25 protein-coding genes are annotated in these 25,993 nt (G+C 66.3%); 9 read left to right on the top strand and 16 right to left on the bottom strand.

All coding sequences use genetic code 11. The features are described 5' to 3' along the window. Positions 1-21: 21 nt before the first annotated feature. Both BN976_RS23765 and BN976_RS23760 read left to right on the top strand, forming a co-directional pair. Positions 22-1,575: an acyl-CoA synthetase gene (locus tag BN976_RS23765; RefSeq protein WP_011560587.1), complete on the top strand. Its 1,554-nt coding sequence runs from the start codon at positions 22-24 to the stop codon at positions 1,573-1,575. 219 nt (positions 1,576-1,794) lie between these two features. Beyond that, a complete protein-coding gene (locus tag BN976_RS23760; RefSeq protein WP_011560588.1) occupies positions 1,795-2,388 on the top strand; it encodes a TetR/AcrR family transcriptional regulator in 594 nt (197 codons plus the stop codon). Here the strand turns inward: BN976_RS23760 and BN976_RS23755 are convergent. From BN976_RS23755 to BN976_RS23705, 11 genes are all read right to left on the bottom strand, one after another. Continuing rightward, positions 2,385-4,109, bottom strand: a complete 1,725-nt coding sequence (locus BN976_RS23755; RefSeq protein WP_011560589.1) for an acyclic terpene utilization AtuA family protein — start codon at positions 4,107-4,109, stop codon at positions 2,385-2,387. The genes BN976_RS23760 and BN976_RS23755 overlap by 4 nt on opposite strands. After that, a complete protein-coding gene (locus BN976_RS23750) occupies positions 4,106-4,918 on the bottom strand; it encodes a TIGR03084 family metal-binding protein (protein WP_011560590.1) in 813 nt (270 codons plus the stop codon). The genes BN976_RS23755 and BN976_RS23750 overlap by 4 nt, the downstream gene beginning before the upstream one ends. Position 4,919: 1 nt before the next feature. Next, on the bottom strand, positions 4,920-5,687 hold the full coding sequence (locus tag BN976_RS23745) for an enoyl-CoA hydratase/isomerase family protein (RefSeq protein ID WP_011560591.1): 768 nt from the start codon (positions 5,685-5,687) through the stop codon (positions 4,920-4,922). A 43-nt stretch (positions 5,688-5,730) separates the two neighbouring features. Beyond that, a complete protein-coding gene (locus BN976_RS23740; protein WP_011560592.1) occupies positions 5,731-6,201 on the bottom strand; it encodes a hotdog family protein in 471 nt (156 codons plus the stop codon). Continuing rightward, the gene (locus BN976_RS23735; RefSeq protein ID WP_017205330.1) at positions 6,198-6,689 is read right to left on the bottom strand and encodes an FAS1-like dehydratase domain-containing protein; all 492 of its coding nucleotides are present in this window, start codon (positions 6,687-6,689) and stop codon (positions 6,198-6,200) included. Before BN976_RS23735 ends, BN976_RS23740 begins: the two co-directional genes overlap by 4 nt. A gap of 32 nt (positions 6,690-6,721) precedes the next feature. Further along, positions 6,722-7,147, bottom strand: coding sequence for a dihydroxy-acid dehydratase (locus BN976_RS23730; protein ID WP_011560594.1), 426 nt, complete (start codon positions 7,145-7,147; stop codon positions 6,722-6,724). Then, positions 7,144-7,602, bottom strand: coding sequence for an FAS1-like dehydratase domain-containing protein (locus BN976_RS23725; protein WP_036374624.1), 459 nt, complete (start codon positions 7,600-7,602; stop codon positions 7,144-7,146). The genes BN976_RS23730 and BN976_RS23725 overlap by 4 nt, the downstream gene beginning before the upstream one ends. After that, positions 7,595-8,638 carry an LLM class flavin-dependent oxidoreductase gene (locus BN976_RS23720; RefSeq protein ID WP_036374621.1) on the bottom strand — a complete coding sequence of 348 codons (1,044 nt, stop codon included), beginning with the start codon at positions 8,636-8,638 and terminating at the stop codon, positions 7,595-7,597. Before BN976_RS23720 ends, BN976_RS23725 begins: the two co-directional genes overlap by 8 nt. Next, a complete protein-coding gene (locus BN976_RS23715) occupies positions 8,635-9,072 on the bottom strand; it encodes a Zn-ribbon domain-containing OB-fold protein (RefSeq protein WP_005061010.1) in 438 nt (145 codons plus the stop codon). The genes BN976_RS23720 and BN976_RS23715 overlap by 4 nt, the downstream gene beginning before the upstream one ends. Continuing rightward, a complete protein-coding gene (locus BN976_RS23710) occupies positions 9,069-10,235 on the bottom strand; it encodes a thiolase family protein (protein ID WP_036374614.1) in 1,167 nt (388 codons plus the stop codon). Before BN976_RS23710 ends, BN976_RS23715 begins: the two co-directional genes overlap by 4 nt. Before the next feature lie 270 nt (positions 10,236-10,505). Next, entirely contained in the window at positions 10,506-11,510 is a 1,005-nt protein-coding gene (locus tag BN976_RS23705) for a helix-turn-helix domain-containing protein (protein ID WP_036374611.1), read from the bottom strand. A gap of 115 nt (positions 11,511-11,625) precedes the next feature. Between BN976_RS23705 and BN976_RS23700 the strand changes: the two genes are divergently transcribed. Genes BN976_RS23700 through BN976_RS23690 form a run of 3 tightly spaced genes read left to right on the top strand, consistent with a single transcriptional unit; the run spans position 11,626 to position 14,561 of the window. After that, entirely contained in the window at positions 11,626-11,946 is a 321-nt protein-coding gene (locus BN976_RS23700; RefSeq protein WP_036374609.1) for a 2Fe-2S iron-sulfur cluster-binding protein, read from the top strand. A 30-nt stretch (positions 11,947-11,976) separates the two neighbouring features. Further along, entirely contained in the window at positions 11,977-13,365 is a 1,389-nt protein-coding gene (locus tag BN976_RS23695; protein WP_036374606.1) for a cytochrome P450, read from the top strand. Next, a complete protein-coding gene (locus tag BN976_RS23690; RefSeq protein ID WP_036374603.1) occupies positions 13,362-14,561 on the top strand; it encodes an NAD(P)/FAD-dependent oxidoreductase in 1,200 nt (399 codons plus the stop codon). Before BN976_RS23695 ends, BN976_RS23690 begins: the two co-directional genes overlap by 4 nt. Positions 14,562-14,577: 16 nt before the next feature. On the opposite strand, the gene BN976_RS23685 is transcribed toward BN976_RS23690, so the two are convergent. The 4 genes from BN976_RS23685 to BN976_RS23670 all read right to left on the bottom strand — a co-directional run bounded on the left by BN976_RS23685 (position 14,578) and on the right by BN976_RS23670 (position 17,330). Further along, positions 14,578-15,159: a TetR/AcrR family transcriptional regulator gene (locus tag BN976_RS23685; protein ID WP_199559006.1), complete on the bottom strand. Its 582-nt coding sequence runs from the start codon at positions 15,157-15,159 to the stop codon at positions 14,578-14,580. Positions 15,160-15,249: 90 nt separating this feature from the next. Beyond that, complete coding sequence (locus BN976_RS23680) at positions 15,250-16,161, bottom strand: alpha/beta fold hydrolase (protein ID WP_036374598.1); 912 nt, start codon at positions 16,159-16,161, stop codon at positions 15,250-15,252. Next, positions 16,161-16,598: a PaaI family thioesterase gene (locus BN976_RS23675; RefSeq protein ID WP_036374595.1), complete on the bottom strand. Its 438-nt coding sequence runs from the start codon at positions 16,596-16,598 to the stop codon at positions 16,161-16,163. Before BN976_RS23675 ends, BN976_RS23680 begins: the two co-directional genes overlap by 1 nt. A gap of 45 nt (positions 16,599-16,643) precedes the next feature. Then, a complete protein-coding gene (locus tag BN976_RS23670; protein ID WP_109489656.1) occupies positions 16,644-17,330 on the bottom strand; it encodes a TetR/AcrR family transcriptional regulator in 687 nt (228 codons plus the stop codon). A 51-nt stretch (positions 17,331-17,381) separates the two neighbouring features. On the opposite strand from BN976_RS23670, the gene BN976_RS23665 reads away from it, so the two are divergent. The 4 genes from BN976_RS23665 (at position 17,382) to BN976_RS23650 (ending at position 22,039) form a co-directional block, all read left to right on the top strand. Beyond that, positions 17,382-18,875, top strand: a complete 1,494-nt coding sequence (locus tag BN976_RS23665) for an acetyl-CoA acetyltransferase (protein WP_036374593.1) — start codon at positions 17,382-17,384, stop codon at positions 18,873-18,875. Further along, positions 18,872-19,972 carry a zinc-dependent alcohol dehydrogenase gene (locus BN976_RS23660; RefSeq protein ID WP_036374591.1) on the top strand — a complete coding sequence of 367 codons (1,101 nt, stop codon included), beginning with the start codon at positions 18,872-18,874 and terminating at the stop codon, positions 19,970-19,972. The genes BN976_RS23665 and BN976_RS23660 overlap by 4 nt, the downstream gene beginning before the upstream one ends. Positions 19,973-20,007: 35 nt before the next feature. Further along, positions 20,008-20,586 (top strand): carboxymuconolactone decarboxylase family protein, encoded by a 579-nt coding sequence (locus tag BN976_RS23655; protein ID WP_036374589.1) that lies wholly within the window; start codon positions 20,008-20,010, stop codon positions 20,584-20,586. A 145-nt stretch (positions 20,587-20,731) separates the two neighbouring features. Further along, positions 20,732-22,039, top strand: coding sequence for an acyltransferase family protein (locus tag BN976_RS23650; RefSeq protein ID WP_409366020.1), 1,308 nt, complete (start codon positions 20,732-20,734; stop codon positions 22,037-22,039). A 9-nt stretch (positions 22,040-22,048) separates the two neighbouring features. Here BN976_RS23650 and BN976_RS23645 read toward each other — a convergent pair whose 3' ends face one another. After that, positions 22,049-25,987 carry a bifunctional nitrate reductase/sulfite reductase flavoprotein subunit alpha gene (locus BN976_RS23645; RefSeq protein ID WP_036374584.1) on the bottom strand — a complete coding sequence of 1,313 codons (3,939 nt, stop codon included), beginning with the start codon at positions 25,985-25,987 and terminating at the stop codon, positions 22,049-22,051. Between the last annotated feature and the right edge of the window lie 6 nt (positions 25,988-25,993).

Raw genomic sequence — 25,993 nt, 5'->3', positions numbered from 1 at the left:
CGCGGAATGAAAGGGAATCGAATGCAACTCGGCATCGGTCAGTGGGTGAGCCGGCGCGCCTTCCTCAACGGCGGGCGCACCGCGTTGATCAGCAACGGCGCGCACATCACCTACGCCGACCTCGATCGGCGCACCAACCAGGTCGCCGCCGCACTCATCGCCCTCGGCGTGCGCAAGGGCGATCGGGTCGCGATGCTGCTGGTCAATTCGACCGAGTTCATCGAGGTGCTGCTGGGCTGCGCCAAAATCGGCGCACTTGCAGTTCCGCTCAACGTGCGCCTTGCCGGACCCGAGATCGGCTACATCCTGGCCGACTCAGGCGCCGATGTTCTGGTCTTCCACGAGCCGTTCGCCGCGCAGGCCAGGAGCGCCGTCACCGAGTCCGGAGTCCGCGTGCGCCATGTCGTGCGCGCCGGTGGGGTGCCGGCGCCGGGCGAGCTCGGCTACGAAGACGTCGTCTCGGGCGCCGCGCCCGAACCGCTCAACGGTGACGTCGACGGCCGCGACCCCGCGTTCATCATGTACACGTCGGGGACGACGGGCCGACCCAAGGGCGCGATCCTCACCCACGACAACCTGCTATGGAACGCGATCAACGTCCTCGGCACCGACATCGGCCTGCGGGGCGAGGACGTCACCGTCGCGGTGGCGCCGATGTTCCACATCGGCGGGCTGGGAGTACACACCCTGCCGCTGTTGTACGTCGGCGGCACCAGCGTGATCATGCCGTCCTTCGAGCCGCGAGCGACGTTACAGGCGATGGCCGACCACCACGTCACGGTCCAGTTCATGGTGCCGGCCATGTGGACCGCACTCACACAGGTGCCCGACTTCGACTCCTTCAACCTGTCTGCGCTGCGTTTCGCCATGGGCGGCGGGTCGCCCGTCCCCCTCACGGTCATCGACTTCATGCGCGAGCGAGGCGTGCCCTTCACCGAGGGCTTCGGCATGACCGAGACCGCTCCCTTGGTGACCGTCCTCGACGCCGAGAACGTCAGCACGCGGGCCGGGTCGATCGGCCGCGTCGCAATGCATGTCGACGCCCGCATCGTCGACGACGACGACCGCGACGTCGCGACCGACACCGTGGGCGAACTGATCGTGCGCGGCCCGAATGTGTTCACCGGCTACTGGATGAAGGCCGAGGCGAGCGCCGAGGCGTTACGCGGGGGCTGGTTCCACACGGGCGACCTCGGGCGCATGGACGCCGAGGGCTTCATCACCCTCGTCGACCGCAAGAAGGACATGATCATCTCCGGCGGCGAGAACGTCTACCCGATCGAGGTCGAGCAGGTTCTCTTCCGCCACCCGGCGGTGTTCGACGCCGCCGTGATCGGCGGTAAGGACGCGAAGTGGGGCGAACGCGTCGTCGCGGTCGTGGTCGCCGACCCGGCGACACAGGCGCCGAGCGCCGAGGAGATCGTAGCGTGGTGCCGGGAGCGGCTGGCACACTTCAAGTGTCCGCGTGACGTGCACTTCGTCGCCGAACTGCCGCGCAATGCCACCGGCAAGCTGCTCAAGACCGAGCTGCGCGCGCAGTTCACGGGCATCGAGGGCGGAGTCGTTTTGCGCTGAGTCGTGCCGCTGCACATCGCGGGTTCGAAGCAGGGCCCCTAAATCATGAACTGAGAAGAGGATGCGACAGCATCGGCGGGGGCTAGCGGTTTCGTTCACCTCCCTTGATTTGGTGCGGCGGGTGCCGACGCAGGCAACCCCAGCGCCGGTAGGATCCCAGCCCGGCCCAGCGGATCGGACGGCGAACAACGTAACCACAAATCGACAGGAGGCCTGAAAGTGGCCGGTTTGCGCCGCAAACTGCTCCTCGAGGCCGCCGCCGACCTGTTCGCGCGGCAAGGCTTTCACGCCGTGGGCATCGACGACATCGGTGCCGCAGCAGGGGTGAGCGGGCCGGCCGTCTACCGGCACTTTCAGAACAAGGACGCGATCCTGCGCGAGTTATGCGACGCCGCCATGACTGAGCTGCTGGCCGGCGCCCGGCGCGCCACCAACGCCGGCACACCGACGGAGGTCCTGCACGCCCTTGTCGACCTACACGCGGCCTTCGGCGCGCGACGACGCGGCCTGTTGGCCGTCTACGCCCGCGAGCACCGCTCGCTGTCGCCGCTGGCGACCCGTGCCCTGCGACGCCGACAGCACAGGTACGAGTCCTTCTGGGTCGACGCGCTCGTACGAGCACGGGGCGATCTGGACCGTGAGCGCGCACAGGGCCTGGTCGCCGCCGTGCTGTCATTGCTCAACGCGTCCGCGTACATGCCGGCGTCGCTGGACGACGCGACGATTGAGGCGATGCTGGCCGCCGCGGCCGTTGCGGCGCTGTTCAGCCGCGCGGTTACACAGCAGGTAGACGGCGCCCCGCACCGGATTTAGTGTGTGTCGAGCAGCGATTCGGGAACGTCCACCACTCGGGATCGCACGTACTCCCCGAGCCCCTTGGCCTGCGCGTCCGGCCGGGTCGAGGAGGCCACCCCGTCACCGAGCAAGCCGTGCACCACCACGTTGAGCGCGCGCAGGTTCGGCAGTTCGAAGCGCTCGATGCGCAGGTGCGCCGTCTCCGGCCCGAGCAGTGTGCGCAGCCGCTCGACGCTCAGGTACTCGCGCGCCCACGCGTAACCGGGGTCGTCGCGTGCCCACAGTCCGAGGTTGGCGTTGCCGCCCTTATCTCCGGACCGCGCACCGAGTACCGACCCGAGCGGCGCGAGCCGCGTCGGCCCGGATGGCGCCGGCAGCTTCGCGGGCGGGGCGATCCCAGCCGGCGGGACCGCACCGGTCGGCGGGTCAGGGATCACGTGCCGATTGCCGTCGGCGTCGACGAGCACGTGCGTGAGGGCCGAGCGCGGAACGTAGGCCGGCCGGTAGACGCCGAACGCGGTCTCCGAGGACGGTGGCGTGGTGGTGTGGAAGCCGGCGAAACCAGCCAGGGCGATCTCCATGACCCCGCCGGAGAAGGCTCGGCCCACCTTTCGCGGGTCGGCGTCCTTCACCGTCACACGCAGGTGCGCGCAGGCTTGCTCGTTCGTCGGCGCATCGGAGACGTCGAAACGCAACAGTCGCACGTCGACTTCGTCGAAGGCGTCGCGTCCGCCGAGAACGTCGAAGAGCTGCTGTTCGGCGAAGGCCGCCTTGGCCTCGATGTCGAGGCCGGTGAGCACCATGGTCATCGTGTTGCGGAAGCCGCCCACCTCGTTCAGCGCCACCTTCAACGTGTCCGGCGGCGGACTGCCTTTCGTACCGCTGATCGCGACACGGTGCTCACCCTGTTGAGCCAGGCGAATGGTGTCGAAGTGGGCGACGACGTCGGGGCCGAGGTAGGCAGGTTCAGCGATCTCGTAGAGCAGCTGGGCGGTGACCGTGCCGACTGAGACCAGTCCCCCGGTGCCGGGATGCTTCGTGATCACCGAAGAGCCGTCCTCGGCGACCTCGGCGATCGGAAACCCCGGGTAGCGGCGGTCGGTGATCTCGTCGAGGAACGCGTAGTTGCCGCCCGTCGCCTGAGGGCCGCACTCGATCACGTGCCCGGCGACGACCGCACCCGCGAGCCGATCCCAGTCGGCGCGTGCCCAGGCGTGCCACCAGGCCGCGGGACCGACCACGAGGGATGCGTCGGTGACCCGGCCGGTCACGACGACGTCGGCGCCCGAATGCAGCGCCTCGGTGATGCCCCAGGCGCCGAGGTAGGCGTTGGCCGACACCGGTTTGATGTCGCCGACGGGCGGCGTGATTGCGTGGAGGTCGCCACGTAGGTCGTCGCCCTCGACGTGCGCGACGCGCGCGGTGAGGCCGAGACGTGCGGACAGCTCGCGCAACGCGGCGGCCAAGCCGGCGGGATTCAGCCCGCCCGCGTTCGCGACGACCTTGATGCCACGATCGAGACAGGTGCCCAGCACCTGTTCCATTTGGGTGAGGAAAGTCCGCGCGTACCCGCCGGACGGGTCTTTGGCCTGGGCCTTGGCCAGGATGAGCATGGTCAGCTCGGCCAGATAGTCACCGCACAGGACGTCGATCGGTCCGCCCTCGACCATCTCGCGGGCTGCGGCGATGCGGTCGCCGTAAAAGCCGGAGCAGTTGCCGATGCGGACCGGGACGCTCACCGCTGACCCCCTGCGAACTGGCCCGCCACGCGCCCGCCGCCAGGGGGCCCCGCGAAGGCCTGGGCGATCGCGAGCCACTGGTCGGCCAGCGGTCCGTCGGCGACCAAAGCGGTGTCGTCGCGGTGGCGGCGTTGGGTCACCAACAGGCAAAAGTCCAGCGCCGGCCCGCTCACGCGGTTGGCGGCGTCGGCTGGCCCCCACGTCCAGACGCTGCCGTCCGGAGCGGTCAGCTCGACGCGTACCGGGTCCGCGGGGAGGTCCAGACCGTTGGCCAGGTAGCTGAAAGCGCGCGCACCCACCCCGATGTGGGCCACGTGCCGCAGCCGTGCCGTGGCCTCGCGGGTCGCGCCGAGCGCGTCGACGATGTCCTGGCCGTGCGCCCAGGTCTCCATGAGTCGCGCTGTCAGCGACGAGACCGCGCTCATCGTCGGCCCGAACCACGGCAGGCGGGTCGCCGGGGCAATGTCCGCGAACGCCGCAACGAGGGCTGCACGCGACGTGTCGAACCACGCGAGCAGGTCGGCAGCCGGCATTTGACGGTAGCGCTCAGCGATGACGTCGGGTGAGATGCTTCCGTCGGCCATCATCGGCAGGTAGTCGCTGCTGAAACCGTCGGGGTCGGTGGCCGAGCGCACCGCCACGTCGTCGAAGAACGCCAGATGGCTGATCTGGTCGCGGATCGCCCAGCCCACGGCCGGAGTCGGCGCGTCCCAGCCGCGCGGACCTTCGGGCAGCGGTGCGATGAGTTCGCGCAACGCGGCCGTTTCGGCTTCGATGTCGGCGATTACCGACTGCATGGTCACCGCCATGTCAGCGTCCCTTCCACTGTGGTGCGCGCTTCTCGCGGAACGCCGTCGGGCCTTCCTGCGCGTCGTCGCTCAGATAGACCGGCTCCCATATCTCGTCGGCCAGGTCGTAGGCGGCGGCGAGGTGGTGCTGTGCCGAGAGGTACACGGTGCGCTTGGACGCAAGCACCGATAGCGGTGCGTTCGCGGCGATGCTGAGCGCCAACTGCCGGGTACGCTCGCGCAACTGATCGGCCGGCACCACCTCATTGACTAAGCCGACCTGGTGGGCGCGCTCGGCGGTGATCGGGTCGCCGGTCAGCAGGATCTGCATGGCAACGCGTGGGGGCACCAGCCACGATAGCGGTGCCGCCCACGGCGACCCGCGGCCGACTTTGACCTCGCTGACGGCGAAGGTCGCGTGTTCGGCAGCCACGACCAGGTCGCACTGCTGCGCGAGCAGGAAGCCCCCGGCGAACGCGACACCGTTGACGGCCGCGATCGTCGGCTTCGCGACATCGATGTTGCGGCCGAACTGCGGAGCGAAGTCCTTCGGGGGCACCTTGAGCGCGTTCTGCGCCATCTCCTTCAAGTCCCCGCCGGCGCAGAACGCCTTATCGCCCACGCCGGTGAGGACGAGCACCTTCGCCGCGTCGTCGTCATTGAAGCGGCGTACCGCGTCGAAAAGCCCCGTGCGCACAGCGTTGTTCAGCGCGTTGCGCGCCTCGGGCCGGTTGATCGTCAGCCAGGCCACGCTGTCGACGACCTCGTAGCGAACCGGTTGCTCGGCCACCGAGCCTCCGTCCCTCACCGTCGCCTCGCATGTGAGTGGCAGCTCACCCCGGCACCTCGACAAACGGGTCGGCCAGCTCAACGGTGGCTTCACTCGGCACGCACGGACCATCTTCGCTCGAGACGAGCAACTCGAGGTCGACGAGGCGCCGTCCGCCATCGTCGCGTTTGGCCACGACCTTGCCGCTCAGGGTTGCGGTCTGGCCCGGATAGATCGACCGGATCATTGAGATTCTGCGGCGCCGGATGAGCGCGTCGGGTCCGGCCCATTCGTTGAGGCCGCGGTCGATGAAGCCATGGAAGAAGAGGGTTGACAGGTAGATCGTGCGCTGGCCCTGGCTGCGCGCGTAGTCGGGGTCGTGGTGACCGGGGAACCAGTCCCATGTCGAAGCCGCGTTCATGCAGATGCGCTTGTAGCTGATCTCGATCGAGACGGGCGTCAGGGTGTCGCCGACGGCGATGTCCTCGAACCGCACGGGGACGCGGACCATGCTGCGCTCGGTGGAGTCGTTCATGATGCGCCTTCACTATCGGCGGTGTCGTATCGGAAGAGCACGTTGGTGTTGCGGCCGATGACCTCACCGTGCTGGTCGGAGAAGGTGCTCACCGTGGTGATGAACACACCGGTGCCCACCCGCGTCGTCTTGGGCTCGGAGATCGAGGCGATCTCCTCCACGATCGACACGTGATCGCCTACCCGGGGCCGGCGTTCGAACTCCGTCGTCGTCGAGGCGTTGATGATGTGGTGGCCCGGCAACGGGACGCTGAGCGCGAACATCATGTCGGCACGCGCTAGGTACCCGGGCACCCACTGCGGCGCGAAGCCGAGGCTCATCAGCAGCCCGGGCGGGCAGTCCTCACCCTCCCAGTAACGGGGGTTCGCGTCCTCGACGAGCGAGCAGTAGTACAACACCATCGAGCGGTCGATCGGGAACCACGCATGCCGCGGTTCGGAGCGATGACCGACCCACGCCCGGCCTTCGTCGAAGGTCCCGAACGTCATCCCGAGGCCGGTGACGTCGCTCGTTGGCGCGCTCACCGGGTCACCTGCACGACGGCGCTCCCCTTTATCGCGGGTTCGCCGGTCTGGCGCGTGACCACGAGTTCGAGGTCTGCCACCTGCTGCCCTCCGGCCTCGCGCACGCCGGTGACCCTGCCGCCGAAGCTGAGCAGGTCACCGGGCCATACCTGACCGGTGAACCGGATGCGGAACGAGCGGATGTTGGCCAGCCCCACCCAGGCGGTCAGCCGCTGCGCGAGCACACCGCCGTGCAGCAGTCCCATGCCGAACACACCGGGCATGCCGGCCGCGCGGGCGAACTCTTCGTCGTGGTGGATCGGGTTGAAGTCGCCGCCGGAGCCGGCGTAGCGAACGATGTGCGAGCGCGTCAGCGGGCCGAACTGTGAGGTCGGCATCTCGTCGCCGATGGCCAACGCCACCGGCGCGGGGGATGTCGTCATTGGGTGGAGCCTCCGGTTTCGATCAAGACGTCGGTCTGGCGCACGACGAGTTCGTCGCGCTGGTTGGTGAAGTCGGTCTCGATCGTCACGATTGTCATGATGCCGCCGCGCTTCCCCTCGCGGCTGGTCACGTTCGACACCCGACGAGTCTCGGTGAGCTCGTCGCCGACGAACACCGGCGCGAAATACTCCCAGCCGCACTCACCGTGCAGTACGCGTCGCAGGTCGAGCCCGAGGGCGCCGAACATGTCGTCGTCGGCGCGCCAGTGAGCCGAGGAGACGACGAAGGTCGGAGGAGCGGGGATCGCGCCGAAGCCGGCGGCGCGGGCGGCCGCGACGTCCTGGTAGACCGGGTCGCGGTCGCCGAGCGAAAGTGCGAACTCGCGCACTTTGGACCGGTCGACGGGAAACGTGGTCCTCCCGAGTTGCGTCCCGATGAGCGATGCGTCAGCCACTCTGGTCACCTTTCCCGCCGGCGAAGGCCGGCGCACAATCGCGAATGAGGCTGCCGAGGTTCTCGGCGATGCGCTCGGGCGCGAGGCCAATCGAGGGTGAGTAGAGAACGATGTGGTCCAGCACGCCCTCGTAGCGGCGCAGCCCTTCTCGGACCTCGGCGGCGGTGCCGGCCACCGCCATCGCGTCGATCATGTCGTCGGTGACCGCGGCGAACATGGCCGGCAGGTCACGCCGCGCGAACGCGTCGCGGATGGCCGCTCCCTGCCTGGCGAAACCGCTGACGTCGAGCACGTGCTCGTAGGTCTTCACCGAGGAGTAGAACGCGATCTGCTGCGCGGCCTCACGACGTGCGATCTGTGGGTCGTCGTGCACCGCGCAGATGACCATCGAGACGATCTCAATGTCGGCGGGATCGCGTCCGGCCCGCTCCGCACCGCGCACGACGGCTGGGCGGGCGACCTCCTCGACGTAAGCCGTGGTGAACAGCGGATGACCAGCCAACCCGTCGGCTACGCGCCCTGCCACCTCGCACATCCGCGGACGCACGCCCGCGGTGATGATCGGGATCGCTCGCTTCGGCGGCGCGACGTCGCCGGTTGGGACGAGATTCATCCGGTAGAAGCGCCCCTCATGGCGCACGGGGCCCTCGTGCAGGTTCCAGATCCGACGCACGAGCGGGACCAGCTCCTCCATGCGCAGAGCGGGAGCGGAGGTGTCCTCCACGCCGTGCCAGTCGCTCATCATGCGGCGTGTGCCGTTGCCGAGCCCGAGTACGACGCGCCCGCCTGAAAGCTCGTCGAGGTCACGCGCCTCGGTGGCGAGCACGAGCGGGCTGCGCCCGACGCCATACAGGATCGACGACCCGATGCGGCAGCGCTTTGTGCGCGCGGCCATCGCGGCCATCGAGATCGAGCCGGAGCGCGAGTAGAACTCCGAGGCCCAGGCGGCGTCGAAGCCGGCGAGGTCGGTAGCCTCGGCGGTCTCGACAAGGGTGGCCAAGTCCGCGCCGAGCACCGAGACCCCGTACGTGCTCACGACGCCGCCGGCCTGAATCGGACCAGCCCAAGGTCCTCGTTCACCCGCTCGAACACTGCGCGCACTCTTGCGCCGATCGCAACTTCATCGGGGGCCACGCCCTCGAGACTGGCCAACAACTGCGGCCCCTCGTCCAGACGAACGAGCACGACGACGTACGGCTCGCTGCGCGGGAACGAGTCCCACGGGGGGCGGTACACCGGCGCGAAACTGACGATCTCACCAGTACCCGCCGCGGTCTCCCAGGCCAACTCACCGTCATGGCAGACGGGACACACCAGCCGCGGGTAGAGGAACGGGTGGCCGTTCGCGCACCGCTGGAAGACGAGTACGCCGCGGGCCGCTGCTGCGAAGTAGGGACGGTTGACATCGGTCAGCGGCGGCAGCGCCTCAGGATCGTGCAAACCGTCGAGGGAACTCGAAGCTGCGGTCATGACGCTCCCTCCATCACCATGCTGACGTGACTGCACAGCATCGAGCCGTAGCTGTGCACGAACGCGGTGTCCGCCCCGAAGACCTGACGGCCCTCGGCGCGACCGGACAACTGCCAATAACCCTCGAGGATCTGCGAAATGCCAGAGGAGGTCCCGGTGTGCCCGAACCGGATCAGGCCGCCGTCAGTGTTCACCGGAAGGTCGCCGCCCGGATCGGCGCGGCCGTCACGGTAGAAATCGCCTGCCCCGCCGGGCTTCACGAAGCCCGCCTCCTCCAGGATCATCGCCGGGTTTGAGGCGAAGGCGTCGTAGAGCAAGGCGATGTCGATGTCGGCCGGCGCCCGTCCGGAGCGCTCGAAGGCTATCGGACCAGAACGGGCGGCCCCGGTACGACCGGGGCGGGCCAGCGAGGTCAGGAAGCCGTGGGTGTGACCCTCTCCAAACCCGAGCAGGTGTACCGGCCGGTGTTTGCCCTGGCGGGCCCGGCGGGCCGAGCCCAGCACGAGCGCGCCACCGCCCTCGCAGGGAATCGAGCAGTGGTAGAAGTGGAACGGCCCGGCGATCGGTCGGGACGCCAGCACGTCCTCCACGCTCAGGCGTTGCGAGCGGTGCGCGATCGCCGCGGGGTTCAGCGCCGCCCAGCGGTCCTGCGACGCGGTGACCTCGGCGATGTCCGCCTTGCCCTGTCCTGTCTCGTGCATCCAGGCCTGCGCGATCAAGCCGTAGAGCGCCGGCACGGACGGTCCGTAGGGCATCTCGAACGCGTGGTCACACACCAGCGCCATCAGTTCGCGCCCGCCATCGCGTATCGGCGGAAACTCGCCCGCCGACACGACCAGCACCGTCTCGGCCTCGCCTCGGGCGATGACGTTACTCGCCATGCGCGTCATGGCCAGATGGGTCCCGCCGCCAAGCTGACAGGTCATCTGAAGTTTCAGGTTGTGCAGCCCGAGATAGTCCATGAGGTCCTCGGACAGGAAGACCGAGCCCTCGTTCGTCATCGGCCCAGCGCACACGAGACCGTCGACCTCGTCTGGGGCCACCCCTGCGTCGGCGAGAGCCACGACCGCGGCGCGCACATGCAATTCAGTGGAGGTGTACGGAACGTTTCTTCCTGGAGTGAGTTCGGCGGCACCAATGATGGCCGGCTGGTCGTGTGACATCCGGGCTCCTCTCGACCACGCGTTCAACGCCGACCCCGACGTGAACGACGGTTAGCATAGCGTGCCCGGCGGTCCGAGTCACCCCCGCCCCTAGCGCGGTATGAAAAATCTGGAAAGTCGTTGCGGCTCTTCCCAAGACGGTGCCGGGATGACCAGAACCCGCGCCGCTCGTGTCGTTTCTCGACGCTGTCCACGTGACAGATGCGACCGATCGTGGAGCCCGCCGGTTCCGATGGGCGCCCAGCACACGCCAGGACGGATCTATAGCCCTCAGTCGCGCGTTCTTCTGAAGTGGCGCGGTGAACGACCGGTCCACCGTTTAAAGGCATGTGTGAAGTTCGTGAGGTCCGCGTACCCGAGTTCTGCCGCGATCTCGCTTACAGACACCGATCTGTCGAGAAGTCGCAGAATTGCTCGCTCCTGCAAGAACGACTGACGTAACTCGCGAAAGGTGGTTCCCTCTTCGCTGAGGCGCCGCTTCAGCGTGCTCGGGGATATCGAGAGCTCGCCCGCCGTCCGGCTGATGTTCGTTTGTCCGGGATCGTTCTCCAACAGGTCCCGTACTTTTTCGGAGAACGACGTGTCACGTCGTTGATCGAGAGTTCGCTGCAAATCGGTGACGGCAATCCGATACGCCACAGGATCGGAGAATCGACAGACCTCCTCGAGCGTAGCCGCGGGAACGTGGACGAACGAGCTGGGGGCGTCGAAGAAGATCCGACCCGCCAACGCTTCGTCATGAAGAACCCACGACTCCGGCGCTGAATGACTCAGATGCAGTTCAATATCCGGTACGGCACCCGCGAGCATGTCGAGCAGACGCAGCAGCGCCAGCCCACCGTAGGTGACGGCCAGGCAGTTCAGGCCCGCGTCACCGGTGCGACCGGTGAGCCCGATCGTGAGGCCGCGTTCCGTCGAATGGAACGACGGGCTGAGGGCTGTGGTGATCACCGGCAGATAAGCAAGCAACTCGACAACCTCGGCTACCGAGCCCGCGCTGACCAAGGGAACACTGAGTGCCCCAAAGGACGTCAGTTTGGCGTGTTCGGCGAACGCGAAACCCAGACGGGTTCCCTGATCACAATCGAAATCGGGGTATATCTCCCTGAACCACCGTAAGGGGACCTGCGCGTCGCGCCCCACCAACATCGACTCGGTGACGTGGTCGCGAACCATGAGGCTGCGCAGCGCATTGCTTGCGTCATGCCCCAGCGCCTCGCTGTCCAGCATCTGCAGGAAAGCCAGCGCTGGCATACCCGAGTCGTCGAGTTTCACGTGCCTCCCTGCGCGTGAGCTAAAAACACAACTATCTGACTCCTGCGAGCCTAGCGACGCTGGTCACACGCGACAACACTAATTCAGAGAAGTTCCAGATTGAGGAGAGTTAACCATGGCAGTCGTCACCTTCGTCTCTCATGACGGCGAGAAGTACGAAGCCCCCTTGACCGAAGGGCAGTCCTTGATGCAGATCGCGGTCAACAACGCGGTCCCCGGCATCGACGGCGATTGCGGAGGGGAAGCCGCATGCGGAACGTGCCACGTGATCGTCGCTCCCGAGTGGTCGGACACGGTAGGTCTCTGCGGCGCCAACGAAGAGGAGATGCTCGCGATGAACCCCGAGCGTCAGCCGACGTCGAGGCTGTCGTGCCAGATGGCCGCCTCTGAGGCATGGGATGGCTTGACGGTCGAGCTACCCGAGTTCCAGCTCTGAAACAACGTCATGGATTTGGAGAAAACAATAATGAGTATTCCCGCGGCAGTGGCCGCCAAAGCCCAGTCTGCCGTGCCTCTGGAGCTGCAAATCCGCGGCGCACACCTCTACGACAAGACACGCCGGTGGGTAACCGGAACCAATGGTAAGAAGATCTTCACCGAGACGCCCATTCCTCCGGTCGAGGACGTCGATATCGCCGACATCGATCTCAGCAACCCGTTCCTCTACCGCCAAGGCCGCTGGAAGTCCTACTTCGAACGGGTGCGCAACGAGGCGCCGGTGCATTACCAGGCCAACAGTCCGTTCGGCCCGTTCTGGTCGGTGACCCGCCACGCGGACATCATCGCCGTCGACAAAAACCACGAGGCATTCTCCGCAGAGCCGTTCATCATCATCGGGCGACCGCCCCGCTTTTTGGACATCGCCATGTTCATCGCGATGGACCCGCCACAACACGACCTGCAGCGAGCTTCCGTCCAAGGGGTCGTCGCGCCGAAGAACCTGCGCGAGATGGAGGGGCTGATCCGCTCGCGCGTCCAGGAAGTGCTGGACGATCTACCGGTGGATCAGCCGTTCAATTGGGTGCACCACGTCTCCATCGAACTGACAGCGCGCATGCTCGCGACCCTGCTGGACTTCCCGTACGAGCAGCGGCACAAGCTCGTGGAATGGTCGGACCTCGCCACCTCCATGGAGCAAGCCAATGGTGGTCCGTCCGACAACGACAGAGTGTTTCGTGGGATGGTCGACATGGCAAAGGGGCTCAGCGCCCTCTGGCATGACAAGGCGGCCCGTACCGCCAACGGGGAGCAACCGGGCTTCGATCTGATCACGATGCTGCAGGCCAACGAGGACACAAAGGATCTCATCGACCGCCCGATGGAATTCCTCGGCAATTTGGTATTGCTGATCGTCGGGGGAAACGACACGACTCGCAACTCGATGAGCGGAGGGGTTCTCGCTTTGAACCAGTTCCCCGATCAGTTCGAGAAGTTGAAGGCGAACCCTGACCTGATTCCCAACATGGTATCCGAGATCATTCGCTGGCAGACCCCGTTGGCGTACATGCGCCGAGTCGCGAAAAAAGACATCATGTTGAACGGGCAATTCATCCGCAAGGGCGACAAGGTCGTGATGTGGTACGCCTCTGGTAACCGCGATGAGCGTGTCTTCGAGCGGGCCGATGAGTTGATCATCGATAGGAGCAACGCCCGCAATCACATCTCGTTCGGGTTCGGCGTGCACAGGTGTATGGGAAACCGACTTGCTGAGTTGCAGCTTCGAATCCTCTGGGAGGAATTGCTCCCTCGCTTTGAGAACATCGAGGTGGTCGGCGAACCCGAGTATGTGCAATCGAATTTCGTCAGGGGTATCAGCAAGCTGATGGTTCGCCTCACTCCCAGGCCGAGTGCATGACTCCTGAACGAGCAGTGATCGTCGGCGCGAGCCACGCCGGCGCGCAGTTGGCAGCTAATCTTCGAAGGGAGGGGTGGGCTGGGGAGGTCGTGCTCATCGGCGACGAGGGGGGACTGCCCTACCACAGGCCTCCGTTGTCGAAGGGATACCTGGCCGGCAAGAACGGCCTCGACGACCTCCTGATTCGCGGCGCTGATTTCTACGAAAAGCAGAACATTCGACTCTTGAATGCGACCGTGGAGGCGATCCACCGGAGTGCCAAGCGTGTGTCTCTGAGCACCGGCGACACGCTGACGTACACCAAGCTCGCGTTGTGCACCGGCGCAAGGGCCAGACGACTCCCCACACCAGGGGTGGATCTTCCCGGAATTCACTACCTGCGTACCGCTGCAGACGTCGAGTTGATCCGTGCCGCCGCTACACCGGGTCGGAGGGTTGTGATCGTGGGCGGCGGTTACATCGGGTTGGAAACGGCGGCCTCGCTGTGTTCGCTCGGCATGAACGTCACCGTCCTCGAGGCAACCGAGCGTGTACTCGAACGGGTCACCGCGCCGGAGGTTTCCGCGTTTTACACGCGAATCCACCGCGGCGAGGGAGTGGAGATCCGAACACACGCTCTCGTCGAAGCCTTCTTCGGTAACGGTGGGGTGCAGGAGGTGGTGCTGGCTGACGGCGAATCGATCCCCGCCGACTTGGTCATCGTCGGCGTCGGTGTGGTGCCGAACACCGAGCTCGCCTCGGCCGCAGGATTATCCGTCGACAACGGCATCGTGATCGACGACCAGGCCCGCACCAGCGACCCCGACATCGTGGCCGCCGGCGACTGCACCAGCCACACCATGGCTCGATACGGCTCGCGTATTCGTTTGGAATCCGTATCGAGCGCCGGCGAGCAGGCCAAGATCGCTGCGGCGACAATCTGCGGAAAACACAGCGCAATCGCTGCGCTTCCGTGGTTCTGGTCCGACCAGTACGATCTCAAACTCCAGATTGCCGGTCTCAACGCCGGGTACGACGAAGTGTTGCTCAGTGGTGACCCGTCGCGTGAGCGTGACTTCAGCTGCTTCTACTTCCGCGAGGGCGAACTCATCGCCGCCGACTGCGTCAATCGTCCTCGGGATTTCATGTCCAGTAAGCGCGCCATCAGCCAGCAGCTCCGAGTTGACCGCTCAGAGCTCCTCGCCGGCTCGATCTGACACGAGAGCTTGCTGGTTACAAACTGTGGACAACTCCCAGGTACCTGAGTGCTACGCGGGAGATCCGCTCACCGGTGGTGGCGATGTCCGCGGCTGGGAGTACAACATGACTCACTGTCAGTCGCACCAGAACATCTGCGACCTCCTCAACGTCTTCGGGATCGAGATCGTCGAAGTGGTCGTTAAACCACGTGATCAGAGCCGCGGAGCAGAGCTGAAGCAGGGAAGCCGACGTCGGCAGAAGAGGTAGGACTCCAGTAGACGACGAGCCACCGCGATCATTCCCCGAAGGGTTGGACGTCAGAACTGCCTTGAGGAGCGGGCTGTCTTCTGCTTCACAGAGGGTGAATTGCACCGCTGCGGTGATGCCGCCCCGCACGTCGCCCACGTGTTCGGCAAGGACGGCAAGAATGCCTTCCATAAAGCGCTGGCCCTCTGACACCACAAGCGCGTCACCGAGCCCCTGTTTGTCGCCGAACTCTTTGTACAACGTCGGGCGGGACACGCCGACCGATTCGGCAACCTCGCTCATCCGGACCTGATCCCAGCCCTTCTTGATGGTGAGTTCTCGTGTCGCCCTCAAAACCTGGTCGCGCACATGCCGGCGGAAAGACATCCGCACTGGTTCAGTTGGCATAGGAGCAGGATAGGCGCCAGCCCTACAAGGGCAGTCAACCGACTGCAGGGTTCATATGGTCCTGTCGAGGAATTCGACGACTGCCGTCGAGAATGCGTCGTTGTTGTCGCCGGCAATCATGTGTCCCGCGCCCGACACGTCAACGGTTTGCGCGTGCGGAACGACGGTGAGGAAATGCTTTACTGTCTCTTCGGAGACCATGTCAGACAGCAGGCCCCGGACCAGCAGCGTTGGCGCGGACATCTGGCGCGCACCATCAAGAAGGAATGCGCTCATCATGTCGAAGTCTTTAGCGCCTTCGTCTGGATCACCCTGCAGAAACTGAAAATTCGACGTCACGAAGGCTGGATCCCATCGCCAGGCCCAGCGACCGTCTTCGCGACGTTGGAGGACTTTTCGGAGGCCGTTGAGGTTGTCGGGGCGAGGGCGGTGCGGGTTGTAGGCGGCGATCACGTCAGCGGCCGACTCTAGGCTGTCGAAACCTTCGGGGTGTGCCGCCATGAACGCTACGACTCGTCGGGCGCCGTCCATCTCCATTCGCGGAGTGACGTCAACCAGTACGACGGCCTGCCATAGGTCCTGCGGGGCGAGCAAGTGTGTTCCGAGAATGGTCAAGCCGCCCAGAGAGGCGCCGATCGCGGCGACGGGGCGGCCGGAATCGGCGTATGAGCGCACGGCCAATAGGTCGGATCCAAGCCGGTCCATATCGTAGCGTCCGTCGGGGTCCCAGTCGCTGTCACCGTGCCCCCTCGCGTCGTACGCCAACACCGTGTAACCCCGCTGGTGCAGGCGTTGGGCGGTGACGTCCCAGGCGTGTCGGCTTTGACCGCCGCCGTGAAGGAGCAACACGACCGCCCGCGGCGCGTCACAGCGGTAGAGGTCGACCGCCAGCGACAGCCCGTCCGCCGTGGGCACACGCTCGACCACGGGAGCCGACGAATCGCCTGTTCTCTTTGCCGACATCAGGAACTCGTCTTCGGTGCGACGACGGTGACGGTTCCCTGGGCCGCACACACCGCTCTGCCGTCGTTGCTGATGTCGATCCGCGCCACCCCGCTGGTTCTGCCCAGCGCGATGATCTCAGCTGTGGCTACACAGGTGCCGCTGGAGACCGGGCGAAGCAAATTCAGTTTGAACTCCGTGGTCGCGACCCAGGAGCCCATCGGAATCACCGGATAAAACACCACGCCGAGGCAGTGGTCGACCATGGCCGATAAGCAGCCCCCATGCAGGTTGCCGAACGGCGTCTTCAGGTCGTCGCGTGCGTCCATCTCCGCAATGAGCCGTCCCGCAGTGAATTCGGTGTGACGGAAGCCGAGGTAACCGGCCAACCCGCCCGTGGTTTCTGCTGCGCTCTTTAGTTGCTCAGCGACCTCTTCGTTGAACGTGGTGAATTGCACAGGCCCTCCTAACTCATCTGCCGTCGAGACATTACGCCATAGTTGTCACACCGGTCGACGGTGGTCACTTGCCAGGATCGCCGGAAGGAGAAACCTCGACAGAAACGCCCGGAGTCCGTCACGACTGCGCTCCCGCGGCCCCCGAACAGTCAGCAGGCTCAGTATCGTGCGGACAACCCACTCGGCGGCGTCGTCGACGGAGACGCCCGGTTCCACGCAACTCCAGTGTCTGGTGAAGATGGGACGCAGAAATTCGGTGACGATTTCGAAGAGGGACGTCGAGGTCCCCGCCGCGAGACCCACGCCGGCGAGTTCCTCGTCGCTGCCGAACAACAATCCGATGATCTCTTCGCGGCGCGCGGCCTCAACCGTGTATTCCACGAAATCGACGAGCGCGGAGCCCAGGTCGGCGTGCGCCGCGATCCGCGGGCTGATGCGGTCGAGATAGCGCCCGGCGGCGCGAAGGATGACGCCCGACATCACCGCCTCCCGACTGGGGAAGTAGCGATACACCGTTGCCCTGGACACACCCGCTGTTCTGCCGATGTCCTCCATGGTCGTGCCCACCACACCGCAACTCTCGAGGCACCGCTCGGCAGCATCGAGCAACCGGTCGCGAGCTGACCCACGATCTGTCGGCGCGGCGGCGCCCCATCTCAACAACTTCGTCGACACACAGCCAGTATGCCGCGACCGCACACCATTGTGACTTGCACACGCACATGACACCATCGCAGTTATGTCTCAAGTCAGCCCCGAGGCCCTGAGCGGGTGCCGATGCCGATGTCGGTAGAAGCGCGTACCCCCGTTGTCGTCGGCGTGGGCGAAGTCACCCATCGTGGGGACGACTTCGCGGACCCGATCGACTTGGCGGTGCAGGCCGCACGCCGCGCGGTCAAAGACGCAGGTCGCGCGGTCGAGCGGCGCATCGACACCGTCGCGACTCCCGGCATCCTGGTCATACCGCGCGACAATCCCGCCAGCAGGATCGCCGAAGCGATGCGCATCAGTCCCGCCCGCCTGATCAGCTGTCCGGTCGGCGGAAACACCCCGCAGTATCTCGTCGAGGTATTGGGTGGCGAAATAGCCGAAGGCCGCGCAGATGTCGTCCTGGTCGTCGGGGCGGAAAGCGGGCATTCCGCGCGCAAGCGTCAGGGCAGGGCACTTCTCGACTCGCCGCCCCCGCCTCGCTCCGGCGACGAATCCCTGGGCGACGCCCGCCCCGGGCTGAGTCAAGCCGAATTGTCGGTGGGTCTGAGTTGGCCGCACGAGGTGTATCCCATCTTCGAGTCCGCGATCGCCGCGCGCCACGGCCGCGACTTCGATGCTCAACGGGAGTGGCTGGGCACGCTGATGGCACCATTCACAGCCGAGGCTGCACGCCATCCCCAGCAGGCTTGGTTCCCACGCACACGAAGTGCCACCGAACTCAGCGAAGTCACCGCGGAAAACCGCATGGTCTGCTTGCCCTACCCCAAGCTGCTCAACAGCATCATGTCCGTCGACATGGCTGCCGCCTTCATCCTCATGGCGGCCGAGGTAGCGGACGAATTGGGCGTCGCGCGCGATCGTTGGGTCTTTCCCTGGTCAGCAGCGACTTGCAACGACGTGTACTTCCCCGTGGAACGGCCGGACCTCAGTCGCTCATCGGGTATCGAGGTAGCGGCACGCAAGGCTCTCAATGCGGGCCGGTTGACCACCGACGACATTCGGTGGTTCGACCTCTACTCCTGCTTCCCGTCGGCAGTTGAGATGGCTGCAGAGGCTCTCGACTTGGACCCGCTCGACGACAGAGGCCTCACAGTAACCGGAGGCCTGCCGTATCACGGCGGTCCCGGAAACAATTACGTCAGCCACTCGATCGTTGAGATGGTCCGACGGTGTAGACGCGACCCCACCGATGTCGGACTCGTCACCGGCCTCGGGTGGTATTCCACGAAGCATTCGGTCGGTCTGTGGTCGGCCACCCCGCCACCAACCGGGTGGCGACTGCTCGACACGGCGGTCGAGCAAGCTCAGATCGATTCATTGAGGTTGGGTGTCGCAGGCGTCGACGAGGCGACCGGTTGCGCGACAGTGGACGGATACACCGTCGTCTACGACCGAGACGGGCAACCTCGATGGACTCCGATCATCGCGCACCTGTCCGACGGGCGAAGAGTCGTCGCACGCAGCGACGATCCGCAGATTGCCGAGGCGATGGGCGGGGAAATGTATGTAGGTAAAACGGTGTGCCTCCGAAACACAGGGTCGTTCACCGGATTCGAGCTTCCATGATCGCCGAGGCGATGGTGCTGACCGGACCGCGGAGTCTGCAGCGGCGCCAGATGACCATCCCCGACGTCGGCGACCGGGGTGCGATCCTGCGAGTTGAAGCATGCGGTCTGTGCGGAACAGATCACGAACAATTCACCGGACACCTGCCTGCCGGCTTCTCATTCGTTCCAGGGCACGAAATCGTCGGCATCGTCGAACATGTCGGCGCTGCGGCCGGCGAACGCTGGGGGGTGCAGGCGGGCCAGCGCGTGGCCGTCGAGGTGTTCCGGTCCTGCCGAGACTGCCCCGAGTGCCGCCGCGGCGACTACCGGCGGTGCGCGGTGAACGGCATCGCCACCATGTTCGGGTTCGTCGACGTGGAGATCGGCGCGGGCTTATGGGGCGGCTACGCCACCCATGTGGAGCTTCCGTGGGACGCGATGCTGCTCCCGATTGCCGAAGACATGGACCCCGTTCTCGCCACGTTGTTCAACCCTCTCGGGGCCGGTATCCAATGGGGGGCGACTCTTCCCGACACCAAGGCCGGGGACGTCGTAGCGATCCTGGGGCCCGGCATCCGCGGAATCTGTGCGGCGGTGGCGGCCAAAGAGGCGGGAGCCGCGTTCGTCGCGATGACCGGCGTCGGCCCACGCGACGAACAACGACTGGCCATAGCCAGATCATTCGGTGTCGACCTGCCCATCGATGTATCGCAGGACGATGCAGCGACCGCGCTCCAGCGTGAGACAGGCGGACGGCTTGCCGACGTGGTCGTCGACGTCACCGCCAAAGCACCCTCCGCGTTCGCCGATGCCGTCGGCCTTGCCAGGCCCGGCGGCACAGTTGTGGTGGCCGGCACCCGCGGAGGAGGCGGCGCGCCCCGGTTTGAACCAGACTTGTTGGTCTATAAAGAATTACACGTCGTAGGCGCACTCGGCGTGGAGTATCCCGCCTACCGGGCAGCCCTCGAGATTCTCGCCATGGGCCGCTGGCCGTTCGACCGGATCACCAGAGAATCAACCGGATTCGCTGGGCTCGCGCAGCTGCTCACTTCGCTTGCAGATGAAAGTGCCCGATCAAGTGGGGCGCTGCACAACGTCTTTTTGCCCACGCCCTAACGGCGTGGGCAGAGGTTCAACAGAGAGGGCCACCCGTGACCATGGCGGAACGCGTACCGATGCTCGACCGTGAGCAGGCCCAGCTGCGAGCTGCCGAATGTGGGTTGCCCGAAGAGTTGGCAGAACTGTCGGTATTCCGCGTGGCACTTCATCAGCCGCGTGTGGCGGTTGCGCTGTATGGGCTGCTAGACGCGTTACTCTTCCGCGGTTCCCTTGACGCGCGGCTACGCGAGCTGGTCATCATGCGCATCGGCTGGATTACTGGCTCCGAATACGAATGGACTCAACATTGGCGAATCGCCACACTGCTCGGCGTGCCTGAGCATGATCTCCTGGCGGTGCGCGACTGGCAGAATTCCGAAAGCCTCGGGCCAGTCGAGCGTGCGGTCCTCGCAGCGACCGATGATGTGGTACGCGACGGGGTCATCTCCGAGGAAAACTGGGCTGGGTGCCAGAAGGCATTTAATAGCGATCACGCCGTTTTGGTCGAACTTGTCGGAGCAATCGCCAATTGGCGGCTCTTTTCGATCCTGCTTCGATCTCTGAATATTCCGCTTGAGTCCGGTACCGACGGCTGGCCGCCCGACGGGCGAGCTCCTCAGCGTGGCGATTGAGCGAAAAACGTGGACCGATGCTTGACCGAAGCGGTCAGCGCCCCAATCGCCAGACCACGACCCGTGTCGTAGACGGACAAGTCCCCCCTCGGACACAATTCACAGCTCCCGCATTCTCGGAGCTGTGCGCGCCACAATGGCCCTGATGGACACCACCAGAGCCTCGGCACCGGAACGCGAACTCGCGCTCGACCTCTACCGCTCCTCGGCGGTGATTCTCGTCGTCATCGGACATTGGCTGCTGTCGGTGATGACGTACCGCGACGGCGAGTTCGGCCGGGACAACCCGCTGGTCCTGATGCCGTGGACGCAGTGGATCACCTGGGGCTTCCAGGTGGTCCCGGTGTTCTTCGCCGTCGCCGGCTACGCCAGCGCGGTGTCGTGGGCCCGGCGGGACGCCCTTACCACCCGCCAGGAGTGGATCCGCCGGCGCGTCGCCCGCACGCTCGGCCCCACCGGCGTCTATGCGGGGTTCATGCTCGTCGTGATGGTGGTGTTGATGCTGGCCGGCATCGACGGGTCCGTGCTGGAGCTCGGCGGCTGGGCGGTCGCCATGCATCTGTGGTTTCTGGCCGTGTACCTGATGGTGGTTACCCTGACGCCGGTCGCGGTCGCCGCCCACCAGCGTTTCGGGCTGGGGGCGCCTGCCGCCTTGGCGGCATGCCTGGTGGTCGTTGATGTGATCGGCATCGGCGCCGGCCACCCCGAGGTCCGGATCCTGAACTACTTCTTCTGCTGGGCGGCGATCTACCAGCTCGGAATCGCTTGGCACGGCGCCCTTGTGCGCAGACGGCTGCTGGTGGCGATGGCCGTGGTGGCCGCCGCCGCGCTGCCGCTGCTGGTGACCTGGGGTCCGTATCCGATCGCGATGATCGGCGTGCCGGGCGACCGCGTGGAGAACTCCGCACCGCCCTCGGTGGCGCTGCTGGCGCTGGCGGCCGTGCAGATCGGCGTGCTGTTGGCGCTCGTGCCGATGCTCAACCGGGCGCTGGCGCGCGGCGCGTGGCCGCGGATTCTCACGGTGGCGAACGACAACGTGATGGCGCTCTATCTCTGGCAGATGCTTCCGGTGATCGTCGTGACGCTGATCGGTTATCCGACGGGTCTGCTGCCCCAGCCGCCGCTCGGGTCGGGGGCCTGGTGGCTGGCCCGCCTGGAATGGGAGCTGGTGCTGGCGGTGGTGACCGCCGGGCTGCTGTGCCTGCTGTACTGGGGGCGGCGCCTTTTCGCGGCCCCGGTGCCGACGTTCAACGTCCCGGTGACTCCGGTGGTGGGCGAAGCCCTCCTCTACGCGGGGACGGCGGCGTGCGCGCTCGCGCTCTCGCTGCTGTCGGCTGACGGGTTCGCGCCCGGCGGCAGGCTGCCGGTGGTGGCGACGGTGCTGTTCGCCGGCGGGCTGTTGCTCGTCGCGGCCCGACCTTCTGTGGTGACGACCGTGCCTGCGCAGGAATGACGTTCGTCGCTAGTACACGTCGCGCACGTAGCGCTTCTCGGCCACCATCTCGCGCTTGTAGTCGCGGGCCGCATCGGCGCTCATCCCGCCGTGCGTGCGGATGATCTCGGTCAGCGCGTCGTCGACATCCCCGGCCATTCTGGTGGCGTCGCCGCACACGTAGAAGTGCGCCCCGTCGTCGAGCCAGCGCCACACGTCGGCGCCGTAGTCGAGCATCTTGTGCTGCACATACACCCGCCGGGCCTGATCCCGGGAGAACGCCAGGTCGAGACGGTTGAGGAAACCGTCGTCGACCATGTCCTGCAGATCGTCGCGGTAGTAGAAGTTCTGGGCGCGGTGCTGGTCGCCGAAGAACAGCCAGTTGGGTCCGCGGTGGCCGAGCGCGCGGCGTTCCTGAAGGAAGCCGCGGAAGGGCGCGATGCCCGTACCGGGACCGACCATGATCATCGGCGTGTGCGAATCCTGCGGCGGACGGAAATGCGGAGACCGCTGCAGGAACACCGGCACCGCGGTCCCGTCGGGAAGATCGGCCAGGTAGGTCGAGGCCACCCCGCCGCGCGGGCCGCCGTCCGCGCCGCGGTACCGCACCACGGACACCGTCAACTGCACCTCGTTCGGGCTCACCAGCGGGCTGGACGAGATCGAATACTGCCGCGGGGTGAGCCGCACCAGCACCTCCTGCCACAGCTGCGGATCGGCGCGCACGCTGAACTCGCGGACCAGGTCGAGCCCGTTGCGGTTCACCAGCCACCGGTCGAGTTCGCCGCGGTCGTTGCGCAGTCTCTTGGCGGTGGCGGCGTCGCGGCAGTGTTCGGCGACGAACTTCACCAGGTTCGACGTCACTTTGCAGACGTCGTAGTGCGCGGTCAGCGCGTCCCGCAACGCCTGCTGGACACCGTCCACGACAACCGCCTCGTCGCCGCGCAAATCCGTTGCGGCCAGCCAGTTCTCGACCACGAAGTCGGAGTTGACCACGCACACCCCCAACGAGTCGCCGACCGAGTAGGTCACGTCGTGGGCGCTGATGTCGAACCCGATCTGCCGCACCTCTTTGGCCGCACCCTGCGGGGTCAGCCGGGTGTTGCGGCACAGCGGTGCGGCGACGGGTTCGGCCCGGGTGAACAGCGTCGGCTCCTGGGCCGGCGCGGCGGGCGGGGTACCGGGTGCGGCGACCAGCTCGACCACCGAATCCGCCCACCGGGCCAACGGCTGCGCGTCGTAGGCCTCGCACTCGACGCGGTCGAGCATCCGGGTGGCGCCCAGGTCGGCCAGGCGGGCGTCGAGGGATCTGGCGTGGCCGCAGAAGTTGTCGTAGGACCGGTCGCCGATGCCGAGGACCGTGTACCGCACCCCGTCGAGCGAGGGGGCGTGCGGTGATTCGAGACGTTCCCAGAATCCGGCACCGTTGTCGGGCGGTCCCCCGTCCCCGAAGGTGCTGGTGACGATCACGACCTCACCCGCCTCGGACAGGTCGTCGAGCTCGACGTCATCCATGGCGCGCAGCCTGGCTCCGTTCAGTCGCTCCCCCAGCCTGCCCGCGAACTCCTCGGCGTTGCCGGTCTGGGACGCCCACAGCACCAGCGGACCTTCTGTCGCCGGAGTCTCGGCGACCGTGTCCGCTCGGGAGTAGCGCCCGGCCAGCAGCCCGTCGACCCACAACCGGGCCCGCGGTCCGACAGGCGCGGACGCCGGCAACACCGGCACGCCGGGCAGCCCCTCCTCGATTCCTGCGAAGAAACCTGCCAGATAGAGCTTTTCGGTCTCGGTGAACTCGGGTGCACCCGCGGCCGGAACCGGGGCGAGCCGCACCGCGCACACCTTGAACTCCGGTTGCAGCGAATCCGGGTCGACCGCGTCGTTGGTCAGCGCGTTGACCGTCAGGTGGTCGCCGTGTTCGTCATTCCAGTGGAACGGCACCCAGGTGTTGCCGGGCTGCACCCGGTCGGTGAGCACCGCGGGCAGCACCGCGCGGCCGCGGCGCGTCACCAGCTCGACGTCGTGGCCGCCGGAGATCCCCAGCGCGGCAGCGTCGTCGGGGTGGATCTCGACGAACGGACCCGGGTTGAGCTTGTTGAGTTTGGCGACTTTGCCCGTCTTGGTCATGGTGTGCCACTGATGCTGCAGCCTGCCGGTGTTGAGCACCAACGGGTAGTCGTCGTCGGGCAGTTCGGCGGCATCCATGTGCGGGCGGGGATGGAACACCGCACGCCGTGACGGCGTGGGGAATGCCAGCCGGGGTCGGTGACCGTCGGGGCCGACGTACTGATCCTGGGAGACACCGTCGTTGAGGTAGCGGATCGGGTTGCGGTCGGACTGCTCGGCCGACGCGCACGGCCACTGCACCGGCGTGTCCCGCAACCGCTCGTAGGTGATGCCGCGCAGGTCGTATCCGGTACCGGGATTGTGGAATCGGCGGATCTCGTCGAAGATCTGTTCGCTGGACTTGTAGTCGAAGGCGTCACCGAAGCCCAGGTGCCTGGCCACACCGCAGATCAGCTCCCAGTCCGGTCGTGCGTCACCGACGGGTGGGACGGACTGCTGCAGCAGGGTGAGGTTGCGGTCGGAGTTGACCATGACGGCGTCGGTTTCGGCCCACAGCGTGGCGGGTAGCACGACGTCGGCGTAGCGGTTGGTGGCCGTGTCGGCGTACGCGTCCTGGGTGATCACCAGTTCCGCCGTGCTCAGACCCGCCACCACGGCGTCCCGGTTGGCCACGCTGGCAACCGGATTCGTGCAGATGATCCAGGCCGCCTTGATGTCACCGCTGCCCATCTGCCGGAACATCTCAACCGTCCCCGGCCCGATGTCGGCACGGATGGTACCCGGCTCCAGGTCCCACTGTTCTTCGACGAACGCGCGGTCGGCGGCCGATGCGACCGACCGCTGCCCGGGCAGACCCGGCCCCATATAACCCATCTCGCGTCCGCCCATGGCGTTGGGCTGTCCGGTCAGCGACATCGGCCCGCTGCCGGGACGGCAGATGGCGCCGGTGGCCAGATGCAGGTTGCAGATCGCGTTGGTGTTCCAGGTGCCGTGGGTGCTCTGGTTGAGCCCCATGGTCCAGCACGACACCCAGTCCCCCGCCTCGGCGATCATGTCGGCCGCGGCACGGATGTCGGCCTCGCAGAGTCCGGTGATGGCGGCGACCCGGTCCGGCGGGTAGCCGGCGAGGAACTCCGGCATCGACTCCCAGCCCTGTGTGTGCTCGGCGATGAATTCCTGGTCGACGGCACCGTTTTCGACCAGGAGGTGCAGGATGCCGTTGAGCAGGGCCAGATCCGTGCCGGGCCGGATCGGCAGATACAGGTCCGCCTTGTCGGCGGTGGCGGTGCGGCGCGGGTCGACGACGATCAGCTTGGCGCCCGCCTTGAGCCGGTCGGCCATCCGCAGGTACAGGATCGGATGGCAGTCGGCCATGTTGGATCCGATGACGAAGAACAGGTCGGTGCAGTCGAAGTCGGTGTAGGAGCCGGGTGGACCGTCGGCACCGAGCGACTGCTTGAATCCCGTACCGGCGCTGGCCATGCAGAGCCGGGAGTTGGATTCGATGTGCACGGTGCGAAGAAAACCCTTGGCCAGCTTGGTGGCCAGATACTGCGCCTCGATCGACATCTGCCCCGACACGTAGAGGGCGACGGCATCGGGGCCGTGCTCGTCGAGGATCGCTCGCAGCCGCGCACCGGCCTCCGCCAGCGCGTCGTCCACGTCGGTGGCTACCGGTTCCGCGTCGCGTGACGGCCGCAGCAGTGCCGTCGTGAGCCGCCCGTCGGTGGCGGCCATCATCTCCGCGTGGGTGGCGCCTTTCGTGCACAGCCGCCCGAAGTTACTGGGGTGCAGCTTGTCTCCGGTCACCCTTGCGATGACCGGGACACCCGTAGCGGGGTCGGTGCGGGTCTCTACCGAGATTCCGCACCCGACCCCGCAGTAGGAGCAGGCGGTTCGGGTCACAGGACG

The sequence above is a fragment of the Mycolicibacterium austroafricanum genome, from assembly GCF_000612725.1.
In the GTDB taxonomy this organism is placed as follows: domain Bacteria; phylum Actinomycetota; class Actinomycetes; order Mycobacteriales; family Mycobacteriaceae; genus Mycobacterium; species Mycobacterium austroafricanum.
Note: the sequence above shows the minus strand (reverse complement) of the source record. Positions and strands in the feature narration are given on the sequence as shown.

Excerpts from the sequence above, each read along its gene's own strand:
- BN976_RS23700 (WP_036374609.1), top strand. The coding sequence starts at position 11,626 with ATGGCAGTCGTCACCTTCGTCTCTCATGACGGCGAGAAGTACGAAGCC.
- BN976_RS23730 (WP_011560594.1), bottom strand. The coding sequence starts at position 7,147 with ATGACGACATCCCCCGCGCCGGTGGCGTTGGCCATCGGCGACGAGATG.
- BN976_RS23740 (WP_011560592.1), bottom strand. The coding sequence starts at position 6,201 with ATGAACGACTCCACCGAGCGCAGCATGGTCCGCGTCCCCGTGCGGTTC.
- BN976_RS23680 (WP_036374598.1), bottom strand. The coding sequence starts at position 16,161 with ATGTCGGCAAAGAGAACAGGCGATTCGTCGGCTCCCGTGGTCGAGCGT.
- BN976_RS23695 (WP_036374606.1), top strand. The coding sequence starts at position 11,977 with ATGAGTATTCCCGCGGCAGTGGCCGCCAAAGCCCAGTCTGCCGTGCCT.
- BN976_RS23665 (WP_036374593.1), top strand. The coding sequence starts at position 17,382 with ATGTCGGTAGAAGCGCGTACCCCCGTTGTCGTCGGCGTGGGCGAAGTC.
- BN976_RS23765 (WP_011560587.1), top strand. The coding sequence starts at position 22 with ATGCAACTCGGCATCGGTCAGTGGGTGAGCCGGCGCGCCTTCCTCAAC.
- BN976_RS23650 (WP_409366020.1), top strand. The coding sequence starts at position 20,732 with ATGGACACCACCAGAGCCTCGGCACCGGAACGCGAACTCGCGCTCGAC.
- BN976_RS23715 (WP_005061010.1), bottom strand. The coding sequence starts at position 9,072 with ATGACCGCAGCTTCGAGTTCCCTCGACGGTTTGCACGATCCTGAGGCG.
- BN976_RS23660 (WP_036374591.1), top strand. The coding sequence starts at position 18,872 with ATGATCGCCGAGGCGATGGTGCTGACCGGACCGCGGAGTCTGCAGCGG.
- BN976_RS23670 (WP_109489656.1), bottom strand. The coding sequence starts at position 17,330 with ATGGTGTCATGTGCGTGTGCAAGTCACAATGGTGTGCGGTCGCGGCAT.
- BN976_RS23690 (WP_036374603.1), top strand. The coding sequence starts at position 13,362 with ATGACTCCTGAACGAGCAGTGATCGTCGGCGCGAGCCACGCCGGCGCG.
- BN976_RS23735 (WP_017205330.1), bottom strand. The coding sequence starts at position 6,689 with ATGACGTTCGGGACCTTCGACGAAGGCCGGGCGTGGGTCGGTCATCGC.
- BN976_RS23750 (WP_011560590.1), bottom strand. The coding sequence starts at position 4,918 with ATGGCGGTGACCATGCAGTCGGTAATCGCCGACATCGAAGCCGAAACG.
- BN976_RS23710 (WP_036374614.1), bottom strand. The coding sequence starts at position 10,235 with ATGTCACACGACCAGCCGGCCATCATTGGTGCCGCCGAACTCACTCCA.